Source organism: Halalkalibacter wakoensis JCM 9140 (genome assembly GCF_000513095.1).
GTDB lineage: Bacteria > Bacillota > Bacilli > Bacillales > Bacillaceae_D > Halalkalibacter > Halalkalibacter wakoensis.
This window is the reverse complement of the sequence record NZ_BAUT01000007.1, coordinates 22938-43227: the sequence shown is the minus strand read 5'-3', so window position 1 is coordinate 43227 and position 20290 is coordinate 22938. Positions and strand designations below refer to the sequence as shown.

Sequence of the window (20290 nt, the reverse complement as noted above, 5' to 3'; positions counted from 1 at the left end):
AATCAAAAGTCCGAAATGACTATTGATTCACTTTTGCTTTAAAAACTGTAACCTGCTCTAAGCGCATTTGGTGTTAAAATCTCTCCACCAAGAGCAAGGGACGCTTCATTCGCCCAATATGGACTACGAAGCATTCCACGGCCTACAGCAACAAGATCTGCCTTCCCTTCCTTAACAACCTTATCACTATATTCTGGGTCTTCCATACGTCCAACGGCAATAACGGGAGCGTCTACTGAGCGTTTAATCGCTGCAGCAAGATCCACTTGATATCCTTGGCCTGAATAGTCGGGTCCATTGTTGCTTTCCCCGCCAGACGAGATATGGAAAACATCAACACCCGCTTCATGGTATTTGTTTACTAAATCAATTGCATAGTTAACATCATAGCCATTCTCATCATATTCTTTCGCGGATATTCTCATAATGAGAGGCATTGATTCAGGCATCACTCGACGTGCCGCTTGAATAATTTCGCGCCCGAATAAACTGCGATCTTGACCATATTTATCCTCTCGTTGATTCGTAAGTGGTGATTGAAACTGGTGAATTAAATAACCATGAGCTCCATGAATCTCAATGGTATCAACACCAGCAGCAATAGCTCGCTGAAATGCTTGTTCAAATTTCAGTACCATCTCTTCAACTTCTGTAGTCGTTAGTTCACGAGGAGTATTGTATTTTTCTGAAAAAGGTGTGGATGTAGAAGAAACAGGAACCTCTGCATCTTCCGCTTTACGTCCTGCATGAGCAATCTGAATGCCTACTTTTGCACCGTAACTTTGACAAGATTGAATAATACGCTGGAAAGCAGGTATATGATCGTCTGACCATAATCCTAAGTCAAAATCTGATATTCGACCATCTGGCTCAACATCCGTCATTTCAATAATAATTAAACCAGTGCCTCCAATCGCCCGACTTGTATAGTGGCTAAAATGCCAATCATTCGGTACGCCATCTTTAGCTGTTACCGAATACTGACACATTGGCGGCATAACAATTCTATTTTTTAACTTTAACCCCTTAAACTCAAATGGATCTAATAATCCCGTCATCGTAGTTTCTCCCTTTCTAATTCTTTTTTGAAACAGCAAATTGATATACTTTTACAGGATTCACAAAAAATTCACTAGAAATGCTACCAAAATGAATAAATTCATCCGTGTTATTGTGAAATTCTACTGCTGCTTCATCTTTCCATTCTTCGACCATAATAAACTTAGTAGGGATTTTGGTGTCTTCGTATAGGTGATATGTAATGTTCCCTTCTTCTGCTTTTGAACTTTTGATTAAAGGCTGGATTTGCTCTAGAAATCTTTCCCGTTTTTCTGGTTTAATATCAAAATAAGCATGAATAACAATCACAAGAATGATCCCTCCAAATTTGTAAGATGTTATGTAACAATTCCACTATAAACATGAACAACAACTATAGCAAACAACTTGCTTTTTTATTAAAACCGACCGAATAATTAAACAAACGTTTGATTAATTTTGTCGTAATTACACTAGTTATGTTATCTAGTTAACAAAAAACGACACACCTAGACTTTTTTAAACAAACGTTTGATTAAATAGCATTTGATTTGAAGAATCTCGACGATTGTAATAAACCATTGTTTGTGAAAAATCCCCGCAATCAATGCGGGGATTTTCTTAATTATTGATTTCCTTTTTTAATCCACTCAGCCACTTGTACCGTACGCTTCGCTTGGTATTTAGCTGCTTCTTGAACATCTTCTTGCATTTTTCCATCTTGACCTACAGTAACACTTGTTCCATATGGGTTTCCACCTGCTGCAAAAAGCAACGGATCTGTATATCCTGGTGTTGCCACGATCGCTCCCCAGTGATACATCGTTGTGTAAAGAGATAAAATCGTTGCCTCTTGCCCACCATGAAGGTTGCTTGCTGATGACATCGCACTCACTGCTTTGTTTGCCAATTTCCCTTCAAACCAAAGGCCTCCAGTTGTATCAATAAATTGCTTCATTTGAGCAGCCATGTTTCCAAAACGTGTTGGCACACTGAAAATAATTGCATCTGCCCACTCAAGATCGTCTAATGTTACTTCTGGTACATCCTTTGTTTCTTCAACATGTGCCTTCCAAGCTGGGTTTGATTCGATTGCAGATTCAGGAGCTAGTTCAGGTACTTTAAGAACTTTCACGTCTGCACCAGCTGCTTTTCCACCTTCTTCAGCCCATTTTGCTAATTGGTAGTTTGTTCCTGTAGAACTATAGTAAATAACGGCTAATTTTACGTTTGACATGTTAATCGTCTCCTTTTCATTTCCATTTGATTGACCAAATAATTTCTTAAAAAAACTCATTTTTATTCCCCCTAATATGTACTAATGCTAGAACGTAAACACCCCCTGTTTCGAATTTCATTACACTTAATTCATACAATCTGAATTTGAGATATATGATAAAATTTATTTTATCTACCTTTTTAAAAAGGTCTTTTTAATTCAAACTGTTTTCCTAAAGTAGCATAATGATTGCCAGCCAACCGGCTTACTGGTTTTAGTATATTCACATTAATTTCTCCATTCTCATACAAATCTTCTTGTATATGATATTGCACGATTCTACCTATTAATAAATCGCAAGTTGGCTCACCATCAATTCCACCAAGAGGAATAGCTCTTTCTAACCTACATTCCAGACGGACCCTCGCTTCTTTAATACCCGGCACATTTATCTTTAAACTATCTATTGGCGTTAAATTCGTTATAGATACTTCACTTTCCTCTGGAGGTAGACTTTTCGCTGTTTTATTTATCTCTTCTATATACGTTTCATCACTTATATGAACAACAAATTCCTGAATGTCAATCGCATTTCTAGCAGTATCTTTCATCTCCCTTTTTTCCGTTGTACAGAGATAGAAATTAACGGAGGGTTTGATGAGATAATATTAAAATAACTAAAAGGAGCGCCATTTAAAACATTCGAATATTTTGAAACAGTTGTGACGAACGCCACTGGCCGAGGGATAATGACTCCAGTTAAAAAATGGTAATTTTCTCTTTCACCTAAATTATTAGGATCAATTGCCTTCACTATTATACCTCCTTTCAAAACTTCTCAAACATGTAATTCAAATAATCTTAATTCGAGATATTTTTTTAAAAAAAATTAAAGTTTTTGTGCATATAACCCTAATTTTTTTAATTGCTCAATTAATTCTTGTTTTTCTTTTAATTCTAAGCCTTGAAAAATCCCATGGATGGCTTCTTTATGCTTAGGGAAAATTTCCATCATGAACTGTTTTCCTTTGTCTGTGATGGCAGCATAGGTAACACGGCGATCATTTGGACAAGGCTGTCTTACTATAAGTTGTTTCTTCTCTAGTTTATCAACAACATACGTAATACTACTACTTGCCAGTAAAACCTTTTCTCCAATCTTTTGAATCGGTTGATTTCCCTTGTTATAAAGCAATTCTAGAACCCCAAACTCTGTCGGGTTTAATCCATAACTTTTTATATCTTCCTCAACCCTCTTTGTTACAGCTTGAATAGCTCTTGACATTACAACAAATAATTTGAGGGATTGTTCTTGTTCTTCAATATTATCATTGAATAATTTCATTTTCTTCATTCCTTAAGAAAGTATCTCGATTTCGAACTAATTATATAAAAAAATTTTCTACTGTCAAATCTTATTTTATCAATCCTGTACCTTTCTATTAGATATAGTAAACATCCGCACCATTTTTTGTTAAAATAAAAAGAGTTTGTTGAATACTAAAAACTTTTTTAAAGGCAGTGAATATATTTATGAAATATTTCAAACCAGATTTTGAACTAAATCACTTCTCAGATATTACATCTGACTGGTTACAAAAACAAAACATTAAGACCATTTTCTCTGATTTAGACAGTACACTTGCTAGCCATGATCGTCAGGCAGGAGATGACCTAAAACAATGGATTGCAATGTTAAAGCAAAATAACGTAAAACTTATCATTGCATCTAATAACAGTCAAAGTAGGGTTGATTTATTTTGTGAACCTAATGGAATTATTGGATTTGGCAAGTGTAAAAAACCGGCAGCCTCAGAAATTAACAAGCACGTGTCTGAAGTGGGTGCTACCAAGGATACAAGTCTTTTTTAGGTGATCAGTTATTTACAGATGTCTGGTGCGGGAAACGAGCAGGAATGCGAACTGCATTAGTCAAACCAATTGGACAAGAACATGAGCCCATTCAAATTGTCCTAAAAAGGAAACTTGAACGTTGGATTAAAAGTCGTTGGTAAACAGAATAGGTTATGTAATTGTGTGGAAAATTAACCTTATCGCTTAGTAAGAGGTGATTTTAGTTGATTTTTATTTACAATTGCTATGCCGGGACACATTCATCTGCCTTATGTGCAGCTTACCACCTAAAAAAAATTCCGAACGATCGTGTACCTACTAAAGAAGAAATCTTAGGCATCGACACATTCAACAAACTATCCTCGAAATCAATTGGCAAGTTGATTTATCATGGAGAAGATGATGATAATAATCAGGTCTTTACGCTTGGTAGAGGATTATCTAATAAGATGGTAACAGCAATGAGTGACCTTCTACGTTTATTAGAGAATAGTGGGTATAATCATGAAAAAGTGATCTGTTCAAATGCTTCTCCAACTGTTCCACTTGAGATGACGTTTGGAGGCCTTTTCTCTCATAAACTTCACATTGATTTCATTGGGATCCCATTGCTTGTCAAAGGCGCACAAAAAACGTTTCCTAATATCTCGAAATTGGTAAAGAAAACAAAGCAAATAGCAAATGAGTCAACAAATCACATCGAAGTGCTTGAAAATAACGAGTTAGAAGTAAGCAAATTAGCTAATATCATTTCACGGCATTAGGTAATTTTTAACTCAAAAGGTCGATCATTTGTGCTTCACGAACATATCTTTAGGGATGTCTCAAAATGGACTTTTGGGACATCCTTTTTTCTTGCGATAATTCGAGAAAAATCACATGAAAACCCTTCCTCAAAGTTATACTAAGACGGGAGGTTATCCACAAATGATACATATTTTCCTTACAATCTTGCTATTTACACCCATTAGTGACTTAGCTGATGATTTTACCGTTCTATATGAAAACGAACCCATTGCAACTGTTCACCGATCTGATTTTAACAACGAGACATTAGGAAAAGAAATGATTGATTTAGAAAAGTATAATCACTTTGTGAATCAAATTGATCAGATAACATTTCAGCCTCCAGTTGATGCCAAAATAGACAAGCTTGGTAACATTGTTTCTGAACAAGTTGGTCACCAACTTCACAAATTAGAATTTAAAAAACAGTTCTATTCCTATTATTATGGGAGGGGTCCTTTAGAAATTAGTATACCTAAACAAACGTTACATCCCCGTGTTGACAGCGAACTTTTGTCAGATATTCGTGTCAAGCGAATTGGTCAGTATATTACCTACTTCAACAATCGAAATAAACCACGTTCTCATAATATTAAGCTGGCGACTGAGGCGATTAACAACCAAGTCATTTTTCCAGGAGAAACCTTTTCTTTTAACAGAATTGTTGGAAAGCGTACGAAAGAAAGAGGATATTTGCCTGCACCAGTTATTGTTCGGGGAGAGCTGTCGGAAGGAATTGGCGGAGGTATTTGTCAAGTCTCTTCCACTTTATATAACGCAGTTGATCATGCGGGCTTAAAAATAGTTGAACGTTATTCTCATAGTCGGCGAGTACCCTACGTTCCAAGCGGAAGGGATGCAACGGTTAGTTGGTATGGACCTGATTTTGTATTCCGAAATGAATTAAATCAGCCTATATTGCTACAAGCAAGAATTTACGGTGGACAAATGAGTGTCATTGTACTTTCATCTGACTCTATTGCCTTTGAAAAACGAAAAGTTCCAGGAGCTCCCAAGAAATTGCCTAAAGAAATTCATAGTGAGGCGAAAAGAAAACACTAAAAAGTCTACAGAAAAAGGGTTACCCACCTTTTTTCTGTAGACTTTCGTATTTAACATCGTATGCTATTGAATCAAATTTAATGGTAGTGACTCTAATTTCCATTCACTTGTTGGGGATTCTCTTTTTACTCGAAAAGTATAAAATGAACCAACTTCTCTTTTATTTTTTTCTTTAACAAGAAATGAGAGAGGTAATTCATATACAAGTGGCCCATCGACAGTAGGAGTGTTTTTCTGTTTTGCCAGTCGAATGGATTCAACTTGCTCCAATAACTTTACTCCATCTCCAGTTTGATCATGATAGATATGAGTAAGCAAATCCAAATCTTGTTGATTTAACGCAACAAAAAACAATTCAACAATCTGTTTAGGTTCTAATTGCTTAATATATGGCGTGAGCAAGCCACCTGCCTTGTGTACCATTACTTGATGTGATAGATCAAGACTCTTTGAGCGATGGGTCGTACTATCCTTAAAGTGGATACAAAAATGTCCTGGAAAACTGTTAGCTAAAGCTCCTCCACCGTGAGGCATACCGTGCATGGACGCAGCGATAACATAATCTTCATAGTGAATAAGAATCGCCCGTCTTTTCCAGCTCCACTTACCGTCATAAATCTCTTTCATTATCTTCGTATCTTTAGTTGTCAGCGGTTGTACATCTGCATGACTTGAACCTGCTCGCCTTTGCGCCTCAAACTTTAATCCAGTTTCGATATCTGTAATGAAAAAGAGGTATATCGTGGAATGATCTGATTAACTTCCTCCCACGGTAAAAGGGTTCCGAAGTGATGTGTTTTTAGCCCCGTAAAATAATCAGTCAGTTTGTTTAAGATGTTTTTGTTCACGTGTAATTTTTGGTTTGTTTTGACATCATATAAGTCTCTATTTTCATCAAAAATTAAAATTCGAATGGTCTCTAGATCTTCCAGTAAAATGTAGTTATTAGAGTGAGGTACTTCATCCACTAATTGTACTTCTTCTGCTTGAAAAAGAGCTTGGACTATTTTTTCTGATTTAATTTTTAAAACTGTTTGGTGAAACGAGTGACTTGAAGATTTTACTATAAGTGATACTTGACCTTCTCCACCGGCTGCATAAGTATGAACAGGTAGCCCTATCCACATTAACATCATGATTAATATTAGTTTCTTCATGGCTTTGACTCCTGTTTCTTTTCTTCAACTCATATATTCCTGGGGTGTTTTGCTTACTGAAGTGTCTCCATAATTAATTACTCAGGATCTCGTATATCCTCTAGTTGATTTATTAAGGCCGGGTTAAAAAGAGAACTTGTAAGTGTTTGGTTTGTTTCCACAGGTGCTCCATCTGTATATTCTTCAATTTCTTCCTCAATTTTACGCAAGTCTTCTTTCACCAGTTCTGTTGACTGATTAGCTTCTTTCAATTGTGTTAATTTATGTTGGAGCATTTTACGTGTTTCAATTAAAACATAAACATTTTCAAGTTTTTCAAAATAGGTTAGCGGTTGGTGATCCATTTTGAACCTCCTAATGATGTGTTTTTTTATAATTGAACAAGCTGTAAGACAATTTCATCTTCCAATTGTTTTGCTTGTTTTGTATCTAAAACATGATTGAACATGATTGAGAATATAAGAGTATCCCCCGATTGGTATCTACATAACCAGATAGTGTACTAACAGATGTAATTGTTCCTGTTTTTGCACGGACTTTTCCACTTGCTTCTGTTTGGCTCAACCTTGAATAAAGAGTCCCTCGATCTAAACGGTCTCTCCCGCCTGCCACTGGCAATGATTCCAAAAAGCTAGAGAACCACTGTTGCCGCTGAACAGCAAATAATAATTGAGTGATCTGATTGGGGCTAACGAGATTCACGTGAGAAATACCAGAGCCATCTCTCATTAAGATTTTTTCAGGGTTTATTCCTAGGTTGACTAATTCCTTTTTCATGCTTCCAGCCCTTTTTCCCAACTTCCTTCATTGCACTTTACCTTGCCCATTTCTTTTATCAGTGTTTCTGCATGGCCATTGTTGCTTAATTTCATAAATGGAATGAGTAGATCGGATAATGGGATTGAATGATGATTGGTAATACGTTTAGTCTTTTCAGGAGATTCCCCTCTTTTGACATCACCAATAAGCTTTATTCCGTTCTCATCTAATTTTTCTGTGAAAATGGATAGAGCGTAATTCGTTGGCTCCCAAACAGCAACGGTTTCTTTTTGTTCGTCTGCGTTAACAGAAATCGTTCCGTCTACGATGATTTTATTTCCACCATGCTCTCGTTTGAACGTTAGGTCCGTCTCTTCTTCTGCAGAAACGGTCTTTGTCTGGTTGATGACTTTCACATAGTCTGTTTTTGGTTCAAGCTGAATGTTAGCTTGTTTTCCTATCTTTTGATTCGGGCTTATGTTTAAAATTACTGATCCAGCATCATAATCTAAATCAGGAGAAACCGTTAAAGCAGAGATAGCAGAGCCATAACCGAACATTTCGTCACTCCACGGTAAATCAATTGAATAACGGATATCATCATACCAACTGTCATCACCAATCACATCTCCATCAATTGCTTTTATCCCGTTTTGTTTCATCTTTTTAACGAGCCTCTCTACATCACTTTCCAATAGTGTGGGGTCCCCTTTCCCTTGGATGAAAAGATTCCCATGTAATACCTCTTTTTTAACTATTCCATCTGTCCGTAAGTCTGTCTCAAACGTATAATCATTTCCTAAAGTAGCTAAGGCAACTGCTGCTGTAAAGAGTTTCAAATTAGAAGCTGGCCTCAACAATAAATCACCATTATTTGTATAAAGTAGTTCTCCAGTCTTTGCTTGGCGAACACTAATTCCAACTAATGCACCATCAAGATTTGTGTTTGTTCTTATTTTTTCCTCAATGTTCTGGCTAAACTGTGACATATGCGTTTGGGCTAAACTAAATGGCATTTGCCATAAGAAAAATACAATAGTTAGTGAAAGAAGAAATTTATAACGCATTTCATCCCCCTCTCTTTAAGTGATTTTCGTGCTGTTATTATTAGTATGCAATATGAGTGATAAACCAATTCTTATGAAAAATAAACAATATAAAATTGGACAAATTAATGATAGTACGTTTCTTATGACGTACACTTCTATATTTGGGCGGTGACTATAATGGCTGAAGATCAAGTAAGAGACCACATAACCATTGAAGATGAAAATGGTGAGATAAAAGATTATTCAGTGGAAGCGTTGTTCGATATGGAAGATCAATCCTATGCTCTTTTGACATCAAACGAAGATACCCTTTTAATGAGGGTTGAGGAAGAGGAAGATGAGCAATATCTTGTTGGCATAACAGATCCCGAAGAACGAGAATCGATTCTACATGCATACGAAATTGCAGTTGAAGCAAATCCAGCTGATGAATAAGGGTGGTTAACTATGAATAACAAAAAAAGCGATGTTCAAGACCATGTACGTATGGGACAAGGTGGTACAATGGGCTTATTTGGATTAACCGGTCCAGACGAAATAGCCGATTACACCCTATCACCTAAAAAAGACACTACTGGACAAATTGATCGTGAATATGATGGGGCTACAGCCACTTCAAAGGAAACAGAACAGAAGCCTGAATAAGACCGTAGAGCTGTGACATTACAAGTCGCAGCTTCTTTTTGATTGCATTAATTAAATAAACCATATTACAGTATGTGAAATTATACTTTTGTTGCTTGCTTCAATAAAGACATGGGTACTGGCTTGCTAAATAAAAACCCTTGACCTTCATGGCAATCGTGTTGTTGAAGTAATTGCGCCTGTCCTTTTGTTTCAATTCCCTCAGCAAGAACCTTTAGCTTTAAATTTTTTCCTAACCGAATAATCGTATTGACAATTTCGATATCTTTAGAATCCGATAACAACGTATGTACAAACGATCGATCAATTTTTATAATATCTAACGGGAAATGCTTTAAGTAATTTAGAGAAGAATACAGAGTACCAAAATCATCTAAAGCAACTTGAATTCCAAGAGACTTCAAGTCTCTTAATTGATTGATCGTATATTGCATATGATTCACCAACGTACTTTCTGTTACTTCAAGAACTAATTTAGTTGGATCAATCCTCGTCTCTTCAATAATTTCTTTGATTTTCTCCACTAAGTTTTTCTGTCTTAGTTGAACACTTGATAAATTGACAGAGAGTCGAATCGAAGGCATTCCTTCTTCTTCCCATTGTTTAATCTGCTCACAAGCGGTTCTTAATACCCACTCTCCTAACGGAATAATTAACCCTGTTTCTTCTGCAATCGGGATGAAATTAGCAGGAGAAATAACCCCCATTGTTGGATGAATCCAGCGAATAAGAGCTTCCACTCCCACTACTTCATTCGTTGAAAGCATAACTTGAGTTTGATAATGCAGCACAAAGGATTCTAATTTGATTGCTTGTCTTAATTCCTTCTCAATCATCATTCGTTTGGTTAGTTGATCCGCAATAACTGGTGAATAGGAAAGAGCTTGGTTCATTCCTTTTAATTTAGCTTCATTCATAGCGGCTTCTGATTGTTTAATTAGTTCATCAACATCTTCAGCATCATCAGGAAAACAACTCACTCCAATGCTAGTTGTAACGATAAACTCATGATCATGGCATTTAAACGGTGCAGACAATAACTCAATGATTTTCTCACTGTATGAGGGCATGGAGTGTTTTGATATCCCAGGGAGGGCAAGAATAAATTTATCACTGTTCCACCGTGTCAAAAGGGGAAATGGTGTTGGAGATACTTGCTGTAGGCGACTTGTCACCTCTTTTAATACGTTATCTCCAGCTGAATACCCACCAATATTATTAATTAAATTAAAACGGTTTAAATCGATAAAAATAAAGGCTACGGCCTCGTTTAATGTGCGTGACTTCTTTAACATTTCTTTAGCTGCAAGTTTAAATTGATTACCATTTACTAAGCCTGTTAACGAATCAATGGACCTAATTGTAAGAACTTCTTCTTTTGATTGCTTATAATCAATTGCAATCCCCGCAAGCTGTCCAAATTGATTTAACTCATTTAGTTCTTTTAACGATGGTTCTTTTTTTGAATAAAAATATAGGGCAAATGTTCCAAGAACCTTCTTCGTTGGCGAAAATATAGGAACCGACCAACAAGACCTCAACCCATAATCTAAAGCCAGCTCTCGAAAATCATCCCAAAGTACGTTCGTCTCAATATCTGAAACAATGATCGTTTCCTTTTTAAAAATAGCCGTTCCACAAGAACCGCTTCTAGGTCCTGGTTTAACTCCTCCAACAGCTTCTTTATAATCTTCCTTAAGATTTAAGGCAACTGGTTTTTCTAACCTATTTTTAGTTTGATCAAGTAATTGTATAGAGCAAATGGCTGTTGGCATATACGCTTCCACAAGAGAAGCAATTTCAATCAGAATACTTTCAAGAGTATCATTATCGGCCAACATTTTTACAATGATATGTTGCCATTGATTAGGTTGATTTTGATCTATTTTTGTATTCTCATTCATTAAAGTTCCCCCTCCATGATGAAAAAAGGCCTATAAAAAAACTATTCCTACAAAAGTGTAGAAATAGCCAAAAAAATACAAAATATGTATGACATTGGTAACCAGGCGATCATAGTATTGCTACCTTAGACCCTAAGCTTTGCGTCCTATCTTTTCAAATAGTTTGCCTTTTTCATATAATCATTCAATTGTAATAGTCCTAAAGCTATAGTATAACAACTTCTGACAAATTTCAACATTATTAAGAAGAATAAACAAGAGTTATAAATCCCCTCACTTCTACTTATACTAACTTTTACAATTACTCTCAGGTGGTGTTTGTGATGAATGACGTATCACCTTCAAATGTAGGACCATTTAAAATTGCTGCAACCTATATTGGAACGATCGTTGGTGCTGGCTTTGCATCTGGACAAGAGGTTTTACAATTTTTTAGTGCTTTTGGATGGTTAGGAATTTTAGGAATCTTCTTAGCTTCGACATTGTTTTTTATTTTTGGATATATGATCTTAATGATTGGTCGAGCTTTAAACGCTTCTGCTTATGTTGAAGTTGTTCGCTTTTCAAATGGCAAATTCTTCGGTGCAATTATTGACCTCATTATAACAATCTTTTTATTCGGTGCCCTTGCGGCCATGATAGCAGGAGCAGGTGCAATCTTTGTTGAGCAATTCCATTTATCCTCTTGGTGGGGAACGGTTTTAATGGCTCTCTTAGCTCTGTTTACCGTTATACGTGGTATGAATGGGGTAATAAATGCGATTAGTTATGTCGTCCCCCTTCTTTTAATAGCTGTCCTTTTTATTTCTATTTATGGAATTTTTAGAAGTCCAGTGACGGGTGAGGACATACAGTTAACAACAATTTTAGTTGGAGCTGCTCCTAACTGGATTATTGCAGCGTTAAACTACGCTTCCTTCAATCTAGTCATCGCTGTTGCTATTTTAGCTCCGATGGGGGGAAGTGTAGAGACTAAACGTAATCTCTTTTTAGGGGCTTTATTAGGGGCATTAGGATTAGGAATTGGTGTTTTAGCCATTTATTTCAGCGTCCTCTCTAACATTACAGAAGTATCAGCCGTAGAAGTTCCAATGATTTACATCGCATCGCTTATCTCACCAGTAGTTCAATTACTATTTGCGATCGTTTTGCTTTCAGCTGTTTTCTCCACAGCCGTAAGCAATTTATATGGCTTTGCTTCCCGAATAACATTTGTCGATCAAAAGTATCATCTATGGATCACTGTTGGAACTACGTTGGCAGCTTTTATCGTAAGTCAGGTTGGTTTTTCAACTTTAGTCACATACCTTTATCCGGCAGTTGGATATGGAGGGTTTATCTTTTTTATTGGATTGCTTTATGCCTGGGTGTTTAAACGAGATTTACTATCCGAGCAAAAAGAAAGATAACAAACTGGTTTACATCTATACTATCAGTTCTCTACAAAAAGGTTGTCCCTATAGGACAACCCCTTTTTTTGTTAAATCGAAAGCTGACTCGATAATGTAAACATATTTGTATCAATTTCATGTGGTTTAGTGAAAATCTCATCAAATGAATAGTGAACAAGTTGATTTTTCTCAATTCCAACCGCTAACCCAGATTTGCCATCAAGCAACAAATCAACTGCATACGCTCCTAAACGACTTGCTAACACGCGGTCAAAGCCCGTCGGAGAACCTCCTCTTTGGATATGACCAAGAACAGTTACCCGAGTTTCGAAATTGGTTTTTTGTTGAATGCTTTCTCCAATTTCAACACCTGATCCGACTCCTTCTGCAACGACAATAATGCTATGTTTTTTTCCACGTTTGGCACCACGCTTCAATCGCTCAACAATATCATCCATATTATGTTCAACTTCAGGCAACAAAATCGTCTCAGCACCGGCTGCTAACCCGCTCCATAATGCAAGGTCACCTGCATGACGCCCCATTACCTCAATAACATATGTTCTTTCATGCGAACTAGCTGTATCACGAATCTTATCAATTGAATGAATGATTGTATTTAAAGATGTATCAAATCCAATTGTAAAATCAGTACCAGGAATATCATTATCAATTGTTCCAGGCGCTCCAATTGTTGCGATCCCGTGCTCTGAAAGCTTTTGAGCACCTCGATAAGATCCATCACCACCAACTACAATCACGCCTTCAATACCATGTTTTTTTAATTCTTCAACAGCTTTAAGCTGCCCTTCCTTTGTTTTAAACTCTTCACTTCTTGCTGTGTAAAGCATCGTTCCACCTCGGTGAATGATATCACCAACAGAACCTAAATGAAGTTCCTGGATATCTCCTTCCATCATACCTGCATAGCCACGATATACACCAAACACTTTGCAGTCATGGTATATTGCCTTTCTTACCACTGCGCGAACAGCAGCATTCATCCCTGGTGAATCTCCTCCGCTTGTTAATACAGCAATTCGTTTCAACATTCTCACCTCAACAATGTAATTCACTATCTTTTAGCAAGTATTTCATACTTTTTACATCATTATACGTTCAGCCTTCTTTAAGGGTAAAGAATATTAGTTTACATAATAATATTATTATTGACAACATTAAAAAACGACGAGATTATTTCTCGTCGTTTTTTAATGTTGTATTAATTTCTTCTCGAACTTCTTTAACGGTTCCGACCGTAGCGACATCAAGAAGGAAAGATCCATTGCTGTATCGATCACTGTTCCTGTAATTAGCTGGTTGGAAATCTTCTTGATGATTTTTCTCCGTCACAGCCACAAACGTTTGATGTTGATGAGTGACCTGTTTACACGCAATCACTCGATGTGGATTTGATTTTAATTCTCGTAACATGACAAGTCCACGCTTAGCTCTACTCGATTTGTCAAATTCAGTAATTGGAACTTTTTTGACTGCTCCACGTTGAGTCATAATTATAAATTCAACTTTTTTATTTTCACTTGAAAATGCTGATGCATCGACAACATAGTCATCTTCTTTTAAGTTGATTACTTTAACTCCCGCAGCTCTTTGACCAACTAAGTTAATTTCATCTTCACTAAGCCAGAGACCGTAGCCTACGTTCGTTGCAATGAATAATTCTTCTTTTCCATTCAAAAGGATAACTGAAGCTACTTCATCGCTCTCTTTTAATTTTAATGCCATTAATGGTTTTGAGAACCTTTGTGCTTGGTAAAGGGATAACTGCGATTTTTTTGCCATCCCAAACTTCGTAATAAATAGCAACGACATCTCATCTTTAAATTCTTTAATAGGTAACACCTTGATAATTTCATCATCGGAATTATAGCCACTTACAAGGTTTGCTACATGTTGTCCGTTATCTTTCCAACGAATATCTGGAAGTTGATGGACAGGTATATATAAATAATTCCCTAATTTCGTAAAAAGCAATAATGTTTCTGTCGTATTCATTTCAAAATGACCTAGAAGGTAATCTCCTTCTTTCATACCTGGATTTTCTCCATTTGAGGCCGCATACGAACGTACGCTCGTTCTCTTAACATACCCATCTTTTGTCACAGTAACCATGACATCTTCTGAAGCAATGAGTACGTCCATATTAATTTTTATTTCTTCAATTTCTTCTTTGATCACGGTCCTGCGAACATCTGCAAACTCTTTTTTAATCATTTGAAGATTCTTTTTAATCACTTGAATTAATTTCTTTTCGCTATCAAGAATGGCCTCTAGTTCATGAATTCTTCGTTCCAATTCAGCTGCTTCTTCTTCAAGTGTTGTAATATCTGTATTCGTCAAACGATACAATTGAAGCGTAACAATCGCTTCTGCCTGAGCTTCTGTAAAATCAAACTGTTCAATCAAGTTATCTTTCGCATTTTTTTTATCTTTTGACGCACGGATCGTTGTAATCACTTCATCCAAAATAGAAATGGCTTTAATTAACCCTTGGACAATATGCTGACGGTCAAGCGCTTTTTGCAAATCATACTTCGCACGCCTTGTAAAAACGAGCTTTTGATGATCAATATATGCTTGTATTAATGCTTGCAGTCCCATTAATTTCGGGGCTTTGTTCGCGATAGCAACCATATTAAAATTATATGTAACTTGTAAATCTGTATTTTTTAATAAGTAGTTTAAGATCGCATTTGCATCCGCTTCTTTTTTCAACTCAACAACAATCCGTAACCCTGTTCGATCCGTATCATCACGAACCTCAGCAATTCCATCTACTTTTTTATCAAATCGTAATTCGTCCATTTTCTTAACTAGATTTGATTTCACAATTTCATAAGGAATTTCTGTTATGACAATTTGTTCCCGTCCTCCACGAAGTTCCTCGACTTCTGTTTTGGCCCGTACAACAACTTTCCCCTTGCCTGTTCGATAGGCTTGTCGGATACCATCAATGCCTTGAACAATGCCTCCTGTAGGAAAGTCTGGACCTTTTATAACCGTTAACAGGTCATCAAGCGTTGTGCCGGGCTTCTCCATTTGCATTATGACACCATCGATAATCTCTCCTAAATGGTGCGGAGGAATATCCGTTGCATAACCTGAGGAGATACCTGTTGAACCATTAACAAGTAAGTTCGGAAACATCGCAGGTAAAACGACAGGTTCATCTTCTGTATCATCAAAGTTGGGAATATAGTCAACTGTATTGCGATCAATATCGCGCAAAAGCTGGGAGGCTATTTTGGATAATCTTGCCTCTGTGTAACGCATTGCTGCAGGTGGATCTCCATCAATCGATCCATTGTTTCCATGCATATCAACTAATAGATTTCGGACCTTCCATTCCTGACTCATTCGAATCATTGCCTCATACACAGACGAATCCCCGTGTGGATGATAATTCCCGATTACGTTACCAACTGTTTTCGCTGATTTACGAAATGGCTTATCTGCTATGTTTCCATCTTTGTACATTGCATATAGGATACGTCTTTGCACTGGTTTTAACCCGTCTCTTGCATCAGGAAGTGCACGCTCTTGAATAATGTATTTACTATAGCGACCAAATCGGTCGCCGATGACATCTTCTAAGGGAAGGTCTAAGTAACGCTCTGTTTGTGCCAAACTTACTCCTCCTCAATAATTGCTATGTTTTCATTTTCTAAGATGTTCGAGTCTTCTTCCATTCCAAACGCAACATGAGACTCAATCCATTTCCTTCTCGGTTCCACTTTATCACCCATTAAAGTCGTTACCCGTTTCTCTGCCCGTGCAGCATCATCAAGTTTCACACGAATTAAGGTTCTTGTTTCTGGATCCATAGTCGTTTCCCAGAGTTGCGTTGCATTCATTTCACCTAGACCTTTGTAACGTTGCAACGTATAACCGCGGCCAACCTTTTTTGTTGCCTTATCAAGCTCGCGCTCATCCCATGCATATTCGATCACTTCTTTTTTGCCGCTGCCTTTACTTACTTTATAAAGTGGAGGTAAAGCAATATATACTTTCCCCGCATCAAATAATGGCCTCATATAGCGATAAAAGAACGTTAACAAAAGAACTTGTATGTGAGCTCCATCCGTATCTGCATCGGTCATAATGACGATCTTATCATAATTCACATCAGACAAAGTGAAATCAGAACCTACCCCCGCACCAATTGTATGAATGATGGTACGAATTTCTTCATTTTTCATTATGTCCTCTAACTTTGCTTTTTCCGTGTTAATAACTTTTCCACGTAGTGGTAATACAGCCTGAAACTTTCGATCTCGCCCTTGTTTTGCCGAGCCTCCTGCAGAATCACCCTCCACTAAATATAATTCATTTCGTTGTGGGTTCTTTGATTGTGCCGGAGTAAGCTTCCCGCTTAATAAAACATCTTTTCGTTTGCTTTTTTTTCCATTCCGAGCATCTTCGCGTGCTTTTCTTGCAGCTTCACGAGCTTGAGCAGCTTTTATCGCTTTTTTTATTAACATTGTACTGACATCTGGATTTTCTTCAAAGAAATAGGAAAGTTTTTCAGATACAACAGCATCAACCGCTGACCGCGCCTCTGGAGTTCCGAGTTTTCCTTTTGTTTGTCCTTCAAACTGCAATTTAGCCTCCGGAACACGGACAGAAATAATTGAAGTAAACCCTTCGCGAATATCTGATCCGTCCAGGTTTTTGTCTCTCTCTTTTAATAACTTAACCTTCCGAGCATATTCATTTACAGCACGAGTCATTGCTGCTTTTGCACCAAGTTCATGTGTTCCGCCATCTTTCGTGCGCACGTTATTTACAAAAGACAGAACATTTTCTGTGTACCCATCGTTAAATTGAAAAGCAAATTCAATCTCAATGTCATTTTGATCTCCAGAGAAAAAAACAACAGGACTTAACGTTTCTTTGTCTTCGTTTAAATATTCAACAAATGCTTCAATTCCATTTTCATAATAAAATTCTTCCTGAGATCCCTCGCCACGTAAATCAACTAATTCAATTTTAAGCCCTTTTAACAAGAACGCTGCTTCACGTAGACGCTCGGTTAACGTTTCAATGTTATAAGTGGTAGCGCTGAAAATAGTTCGATCTGGTTTGAAGTGAATCGTTGTTCCTGACTTACGAGTGCTTCCCGTTTTCTCAAGACCTGTAACTGGCTTTCCGCCATCTTCAAATCGTTGTTTGAACACTTGGCCGTCTCGTTTAATTTCAACTACAAGCCATTCGGATAAGGCATTAACGACTGAGGCTCCAACACCATGAAGTCCTCCACTGGTTGCATAACCACCTTGACCAAACTTTCCCCCTGCATGTAGTACAGTAAGAATCACTTCTGGAGTCGGCTTTCCCGATTTATGCATTCCTGTTGGCATCCCGCGCCCTTCGTCGCTAACAGAAATACTATTGTCTTTGTGAACCGTTACATTTATGTATGATCCGTGTCCGGCAAGTGCTTCGTCAACGGAATTATCAACTATTTCATAAACAAGGTGATGAAGGCCTCTAGCATCCGTACTTCCGATATACATTCCCGGACGCTTCCTTACCGCCTCTAGTCCTTCTAATACTTGTATCGCATCATCGTTATAATCCAAATGTTGTTTCTTAGCCAAAGTTGCTACTCCTTTCAACATGCTACGCTCAAATTGTAGCACAAACGAACAAACGTTTCCTTTTTCTCGAACAGTGCCGCTTTATCTATTGTAGCGGTTATTTCAGTATTCGCAACATCTTTTCAATAATCCTGCATTTTCTTTAACATTCTGAAAAAAGAAATACGATATTGGAAATCTCTAGCTACACTTGCTTTAACAAGAGCACATCTATACTATGATCTTGTCAAAACAAATGTTTTGTATTTATGCTAGAAGAGGAACAAGAGACGAAAATCTTAACCATTTTCATCTCTTGGTTGAATACTTTTATTTCCATTTTGCATGTTCTACTTTAATACAACGGTTCATGACTGTTTGGACACCATTAGTTGTTAACAATTCATAAGCCTCTTCATTTTCAAGCCCTAGTTGTGCCCAAAACGATTTAGCACCAACTTCAATCGTCTCACGCGCCACCTCAGGTAAAAATTCACTTCTTCTAAACACATTTACTATATCGATATCACCCTCTATTTCCTTAAGGGAACCTACTGCTTTAACTCCTAAAATTTCATCGGCCGTTGGATTAACAGGAATAATCTCATATCCTGCCTTTTGCATAGCTTCAGATACCATATAGGATGTGCGCTCTGGGTTTGGCGATAACCCAACGACAGCAATTCGCTTACTTTCATGCAACAACGTTTTTATTTCGTCATTATTAGGATATTGTATGGGCATTTTATTCACTCCTTATTTATTGAATCCATTCATCCCTTTATTCTAACACTCCATCAACACTCAAGAAAAAAACTTTTTATCAGAATAAATCATCACAAAGGTTAGAATACGCACTCCTTTTATGTTTATCCATTTAATAAGTTACAGACGATATATTAAGCGCTTACATTTACTCTGTAAATTGGTATGCTGCTCCGCTTAACCACTGTCCACCGTCAAGGGTGATACAGTCCCCATTTATATATTTCGCTTCCTCTAAAAAAAGGAATTCAGCAACGCCTGCTACTTCATCTACTGTTCCAAACCGTTTTGCCGGAATGCTGTTAATTAAATTTCTATGCATGTTTTCATTAAGTATGAGCTTTTCTGTCCCACCTGTGTCCTCAATTGGTCCTGGGGCTATTGCATTTACACGAATACCATATTTTGAACCCCATTCAACAGCAAGCGTTCTTGTCATGGCCAATACACCTGCTTTTGCACTAGCTGAGTGAACGACCCCCGGACCGGCTGTCCATGCATATGTTGCTACCATGTTAATAATACTACCTATTTTTTTCTCTTCGATCCAATGTTTCGCTACAGCTTGTGTACAGTACCAAGTTCCGTTTAATACAATATCAATGACTGAATTCCAGCCATTTACCGTAAGCTGTTCAGCTGGTACGAGAAAGTTTCCTGCAGCATTGTTCACTAGATAATCAATTCCACCAAACTTTTCTATCGTCTCTGTTACCATTTGATCCACTTGTTGAATGTCCCTTACATCCATAACAAAAGGAAGTACTTGCCCATCAAACGTTTCAATTTCACGTCTAGCTTGTTCCAACTTTTCTTGATTACGTCCACTGATCGTCACATAGGCTCCTTTTTCTGCAAATCTTTTTGCCATTGCTTTTCCCATCCCATTGCTACCACCTGTTACAATTACTATTTTCCCTTTCATTTCATTTCCCCCTTAAGATTGATCATATGAGTGAATGATCATTCACTTACTCTAATCATACCACGTCCTTACTTTCCAAAAAATAGTTTTATTTCAAAACAAAAAAAGACGCCCAAAAGATCATCAAGACTTTCGG

General features: G+C 37.2%; 19 protein-coding genes, 2 pseudogenes and 1 riboswitch. Of the genes and pseudogenes, 6 read left to right on the top strand and 15 right to left on the bottom strand.

The genetic code is table 11. The annotated features are described in order from the left end of the window. Positions 1-38 precede the first annotated feature (38 nt). From JCM9140_RS04970 to JCM9140_RS04950, 5 genes and pseudogenes are all read right to left on the bottom strand, one after another. A complete protein-coding gene (locus JCM9140_RS04970) occupies positions 39-1058 on the bottom strand; it encodes an NADH:flavin oxidoreductase/NADH oxidase (protein ID WP_034743171.1) in 1020 nt (339 codons plus the stop codon). Positions 1059-1074: 16 nt separating this feature from the next. Then, complete coding sequence (locus JCM9140_RS04965; protein ID WP_034743168.1) at positions 1075-1368, bottom strand: putative quinol monooxygenase; 294 nt, start codon at positions 1366-1368, stop codon at positions 1075-1077. A gap of 295 nt (positions 1369-1663) precedes the next feature. Next, positions 1664-2335 (bottom strand): NAD(P)H:quinone oxidoreductase, encoded by a 672-nt coding sequence (gene wrbA, locus JCM9140_RS04960; RefSeq protein ID WP_034743165.1) that lies wholly within the window; start codon positions 2333-2335, stop codon positions 1664-1666. Positions 2336-2457: 122 nt separating this feature from the next. After that, a pseudogene (locus JCM9140_RS04955) lies at positions 2458-3071 on the bottom strand (flavin reductase family protein). 75 nt (positions 3072-3146) lie between these two features. After that, positions 3147-3602, bottom strand: a complete 456-nt coding sequence (locus tag JCM9140_RS04950) for a MarR family winged helix-turn-helix transcriptional regulator (protein ID WP_034743163.1) — start codon at positions 3600-3602, stop codon at positions 3147-3149. Between the two features lie 188 nt (positions 3603-3790). Between JCM9140_RS04950 and JCM9140_RS04945 the strand changes: the two genes are divergently transcribed. From JCM9140_RS04945 to JCM9140_RS04935, 3 genes are all read left to right on the top strand, one after another. After that, a complete protein-coding gene (locus tag JCM9140_RS04945; RefSeq protein WP_235715278.1) occupies positions 3791-4129 on the top strand; it encodes an HAD hydrolase family protein in 339 nt (112 codons plus the stop codon). Between the two features lie 206 nt (positions 4130-4335). Next, positions 4336-4875, top strand: a complete 540-nt coding sequence (locus JCM9140_RS04940; protein ID WP_052002070.1) for a DUF3189 family protein — start codon at positions 4336-4338, stop codon at positions 4873-4875. 163 nt (positions 4876-5038) lie between these two features. Next, positions 5039-5959 (top strand): VanW family protein, encoded by a 921-nt coding sequence (locus tag JCM9140_RS04935; protein WP_034743160.1) that lies wholly within the window; start codon positions 5039-5041, stop codon positions 5957-5959. Between the two features lie 63 nt (positions 5960-6022). Here JCM9140_RS04935 and JCM9140_RS04930 read toward each other — a convergent pair whose 3' ends face one another. The 4 genes and pseudogenes from JCM9140_RS04930 to dacB all read right to left on the bottom strand — a co-directional run bounded on the left by JCM9140_RS04930 (position 6023) and on the right by dacB (position 8942). Further along, entirely contained in the window at positions 6023-6586 is a 564-nt protein-coding gene (locus tag JCM9140_RS04930; RefSeq protein ID WP_052002069.1) for a hypothetical protein, read from the bottom strand. A gap of 74 nt (positions 6587-6660) precedes the next feature. Next, positions 6661-7116 (bottom strand): hypothetical protein, encoded by a 456-nt coding sequence (locus tag JCM9140_RS22335; RefSeq protein ID WP_052002068.1) that lies wholly within the window; start codon positions 7114-7116, stop codon positions 6661-6663. Positions 7117-7193: 77 nt separating this feature from the next. Beyond that, positions 7194-7460, bottom strand: a complete 267-nt coding sequence (locus JCM9140_RS04925; protein ID WP_034743156.1) for a hypothetical protein — start codon at positions 7458-7460, stop codon at positions 7194-7196. A gap of 26 nt (positions 7461-7486) precedes the next feature. Continuing rightward, positions 7487-8942 (bottom strand): annotated as a pseudogene (dacB, locus tag JCM9140_RS04920) (D-alanyl-D-alanine carboxypeptidase/D-alanyl-D-alanine endopeptidase). A 159-nt stretch (positions 8943-9101) separates the two neighbouring features. Between dacB and JCM9140_RS04915 the strand changes: the two are divergent. Together JCM9140_RS04915 and JCM9140_RS04910 are read left to right on the top strand one after the other, a co-directional pair. Next, positions 9102-9359: a DUF1292 domain-containing protein gene (locus JCM9140_RS04915; RefSeq protein WP_034743153.1), complete on the top strand. Its 258-nt coding sequence runs from the start codon at positions 9102-9104 to the stop codon at positions 9357-9359. A 12-nt stretch (positions 9360-9371) separates the two neighbouring features. Further along, positions 9372-9569, top strand: coding sequence for a hypothetical protein (locus JCM9140_RS04910; protein WP_034743150.1), 198 nt, complete (start codon positions 9372-9374; stop codon positions 9567-9569). A gap of 80 nt (positions 9570-9649) precedes the next feature. Here JCM9140_RS04910 and JCM9140_RS04905 read toward each other — a convergent pair whose 3' ends face one another. Further along, the gene (locus JCM9140_RS04905) at positions 9650-11473 is read right to left on the bottom strand and encodes a bifunctional diguanylate cyclase/phosphodiesterase (protein ID WP_034743147.1); all 1824 of its coding nucleotides are present in this window, start codon (positions 11471-11473) and stop codon (positions 9650-9652) included. 93 nt (positions 11474-11566) lie between these two features. After that, positions 11567-11651, bottom strand: a riboswitch (cyclic di-GMP riboswitch). Between the two features lie 145 nt (positions 11652-11796). Between JCM9140_RS04905 and JCM9140_RS04900 the strand changes: the two genes are divergently transcribed. Further along, positions 11797-12882: a YkvI family membrane protein gene (locus JCM9140_RS04900; RefSeq protein WP_034743144.1), complete on the top strand. Its 1086-nt coding sequence runs from the start codon at positions 11797-11799 to the stop codon at positions 12880-12882. A 71-nt stretch (positions 12883-12953) separates the two neighbouring features. On the opposite strand, the gene pfkA is transcribed toward JCM9140_RS04900, so the two are convergent. The 5 genes from pfkA to fadH all read right to left on the bottom strand — a co-directional run bounded on the left by pfkA (position 12954) and on the right by fadH (position 20154). Next, entirely contained in the window at positions 12954-13913 is a 960-nt protein-coding gene (pfkA, locus tag JCM9140_RS04895; RefSeq protein WP_034743337.1) for a 6-phosphofructokinase, read from the bottom strand. 145 nt (positions 13914-14058) lie between these two features. Next, the gene (gene parC / locus JCM9140_RS04890; RefSeq protein ID WP_034743141.1) at positions 14059-16512 is read right to left on the bottom strand and encodes a DNA topoisomerase IV subunit A; all 2454 of its coding nucleotides are present in this window, start codon (positions 16510-16512) and stop codon (positions 14059-14061) included. A 2-nt stretch (positions 16513-16514) separates the two neighbouring features. Beyond that, a complete protein-coding gene (gene parE, locus JCM9140_RS04885) occupies positions 16515-18485 on the bottom strand; it encodes a DNA topoisomerase IV subunit B (protein ID WP_034743138.1) in 1971 nt (656 codons plus the stop codon). 309 nt (positions 18486-18794) lie between these two features. Next, on the bottom strand, positions 18795-19208 hold the full coding sequence (locus JCM9140_RS04880) for a CoA-binding protein (RefSeq protein ID WP_034743135.1): 414 nt from the start codon (positions 19206-19208) through the stop codon (positions 18795-18797). 169 nt (positions 19209-19377) lie between these two features. Further along, positions 19378-20154 carry a 2,4-dienoyl-CoA reductase gene (fadH, locus tag JCM9140_RS04875; protein WP_034743132.1) on the bottom strand — a complete coding sequence of 259 codons (777 nt, stop codon included), beginning with the start codon at positions 20152-20154 and terminating at the stop codon, positions 19378-19380. Positions 20155-20290: the final 136 nt, after the last annotated feature.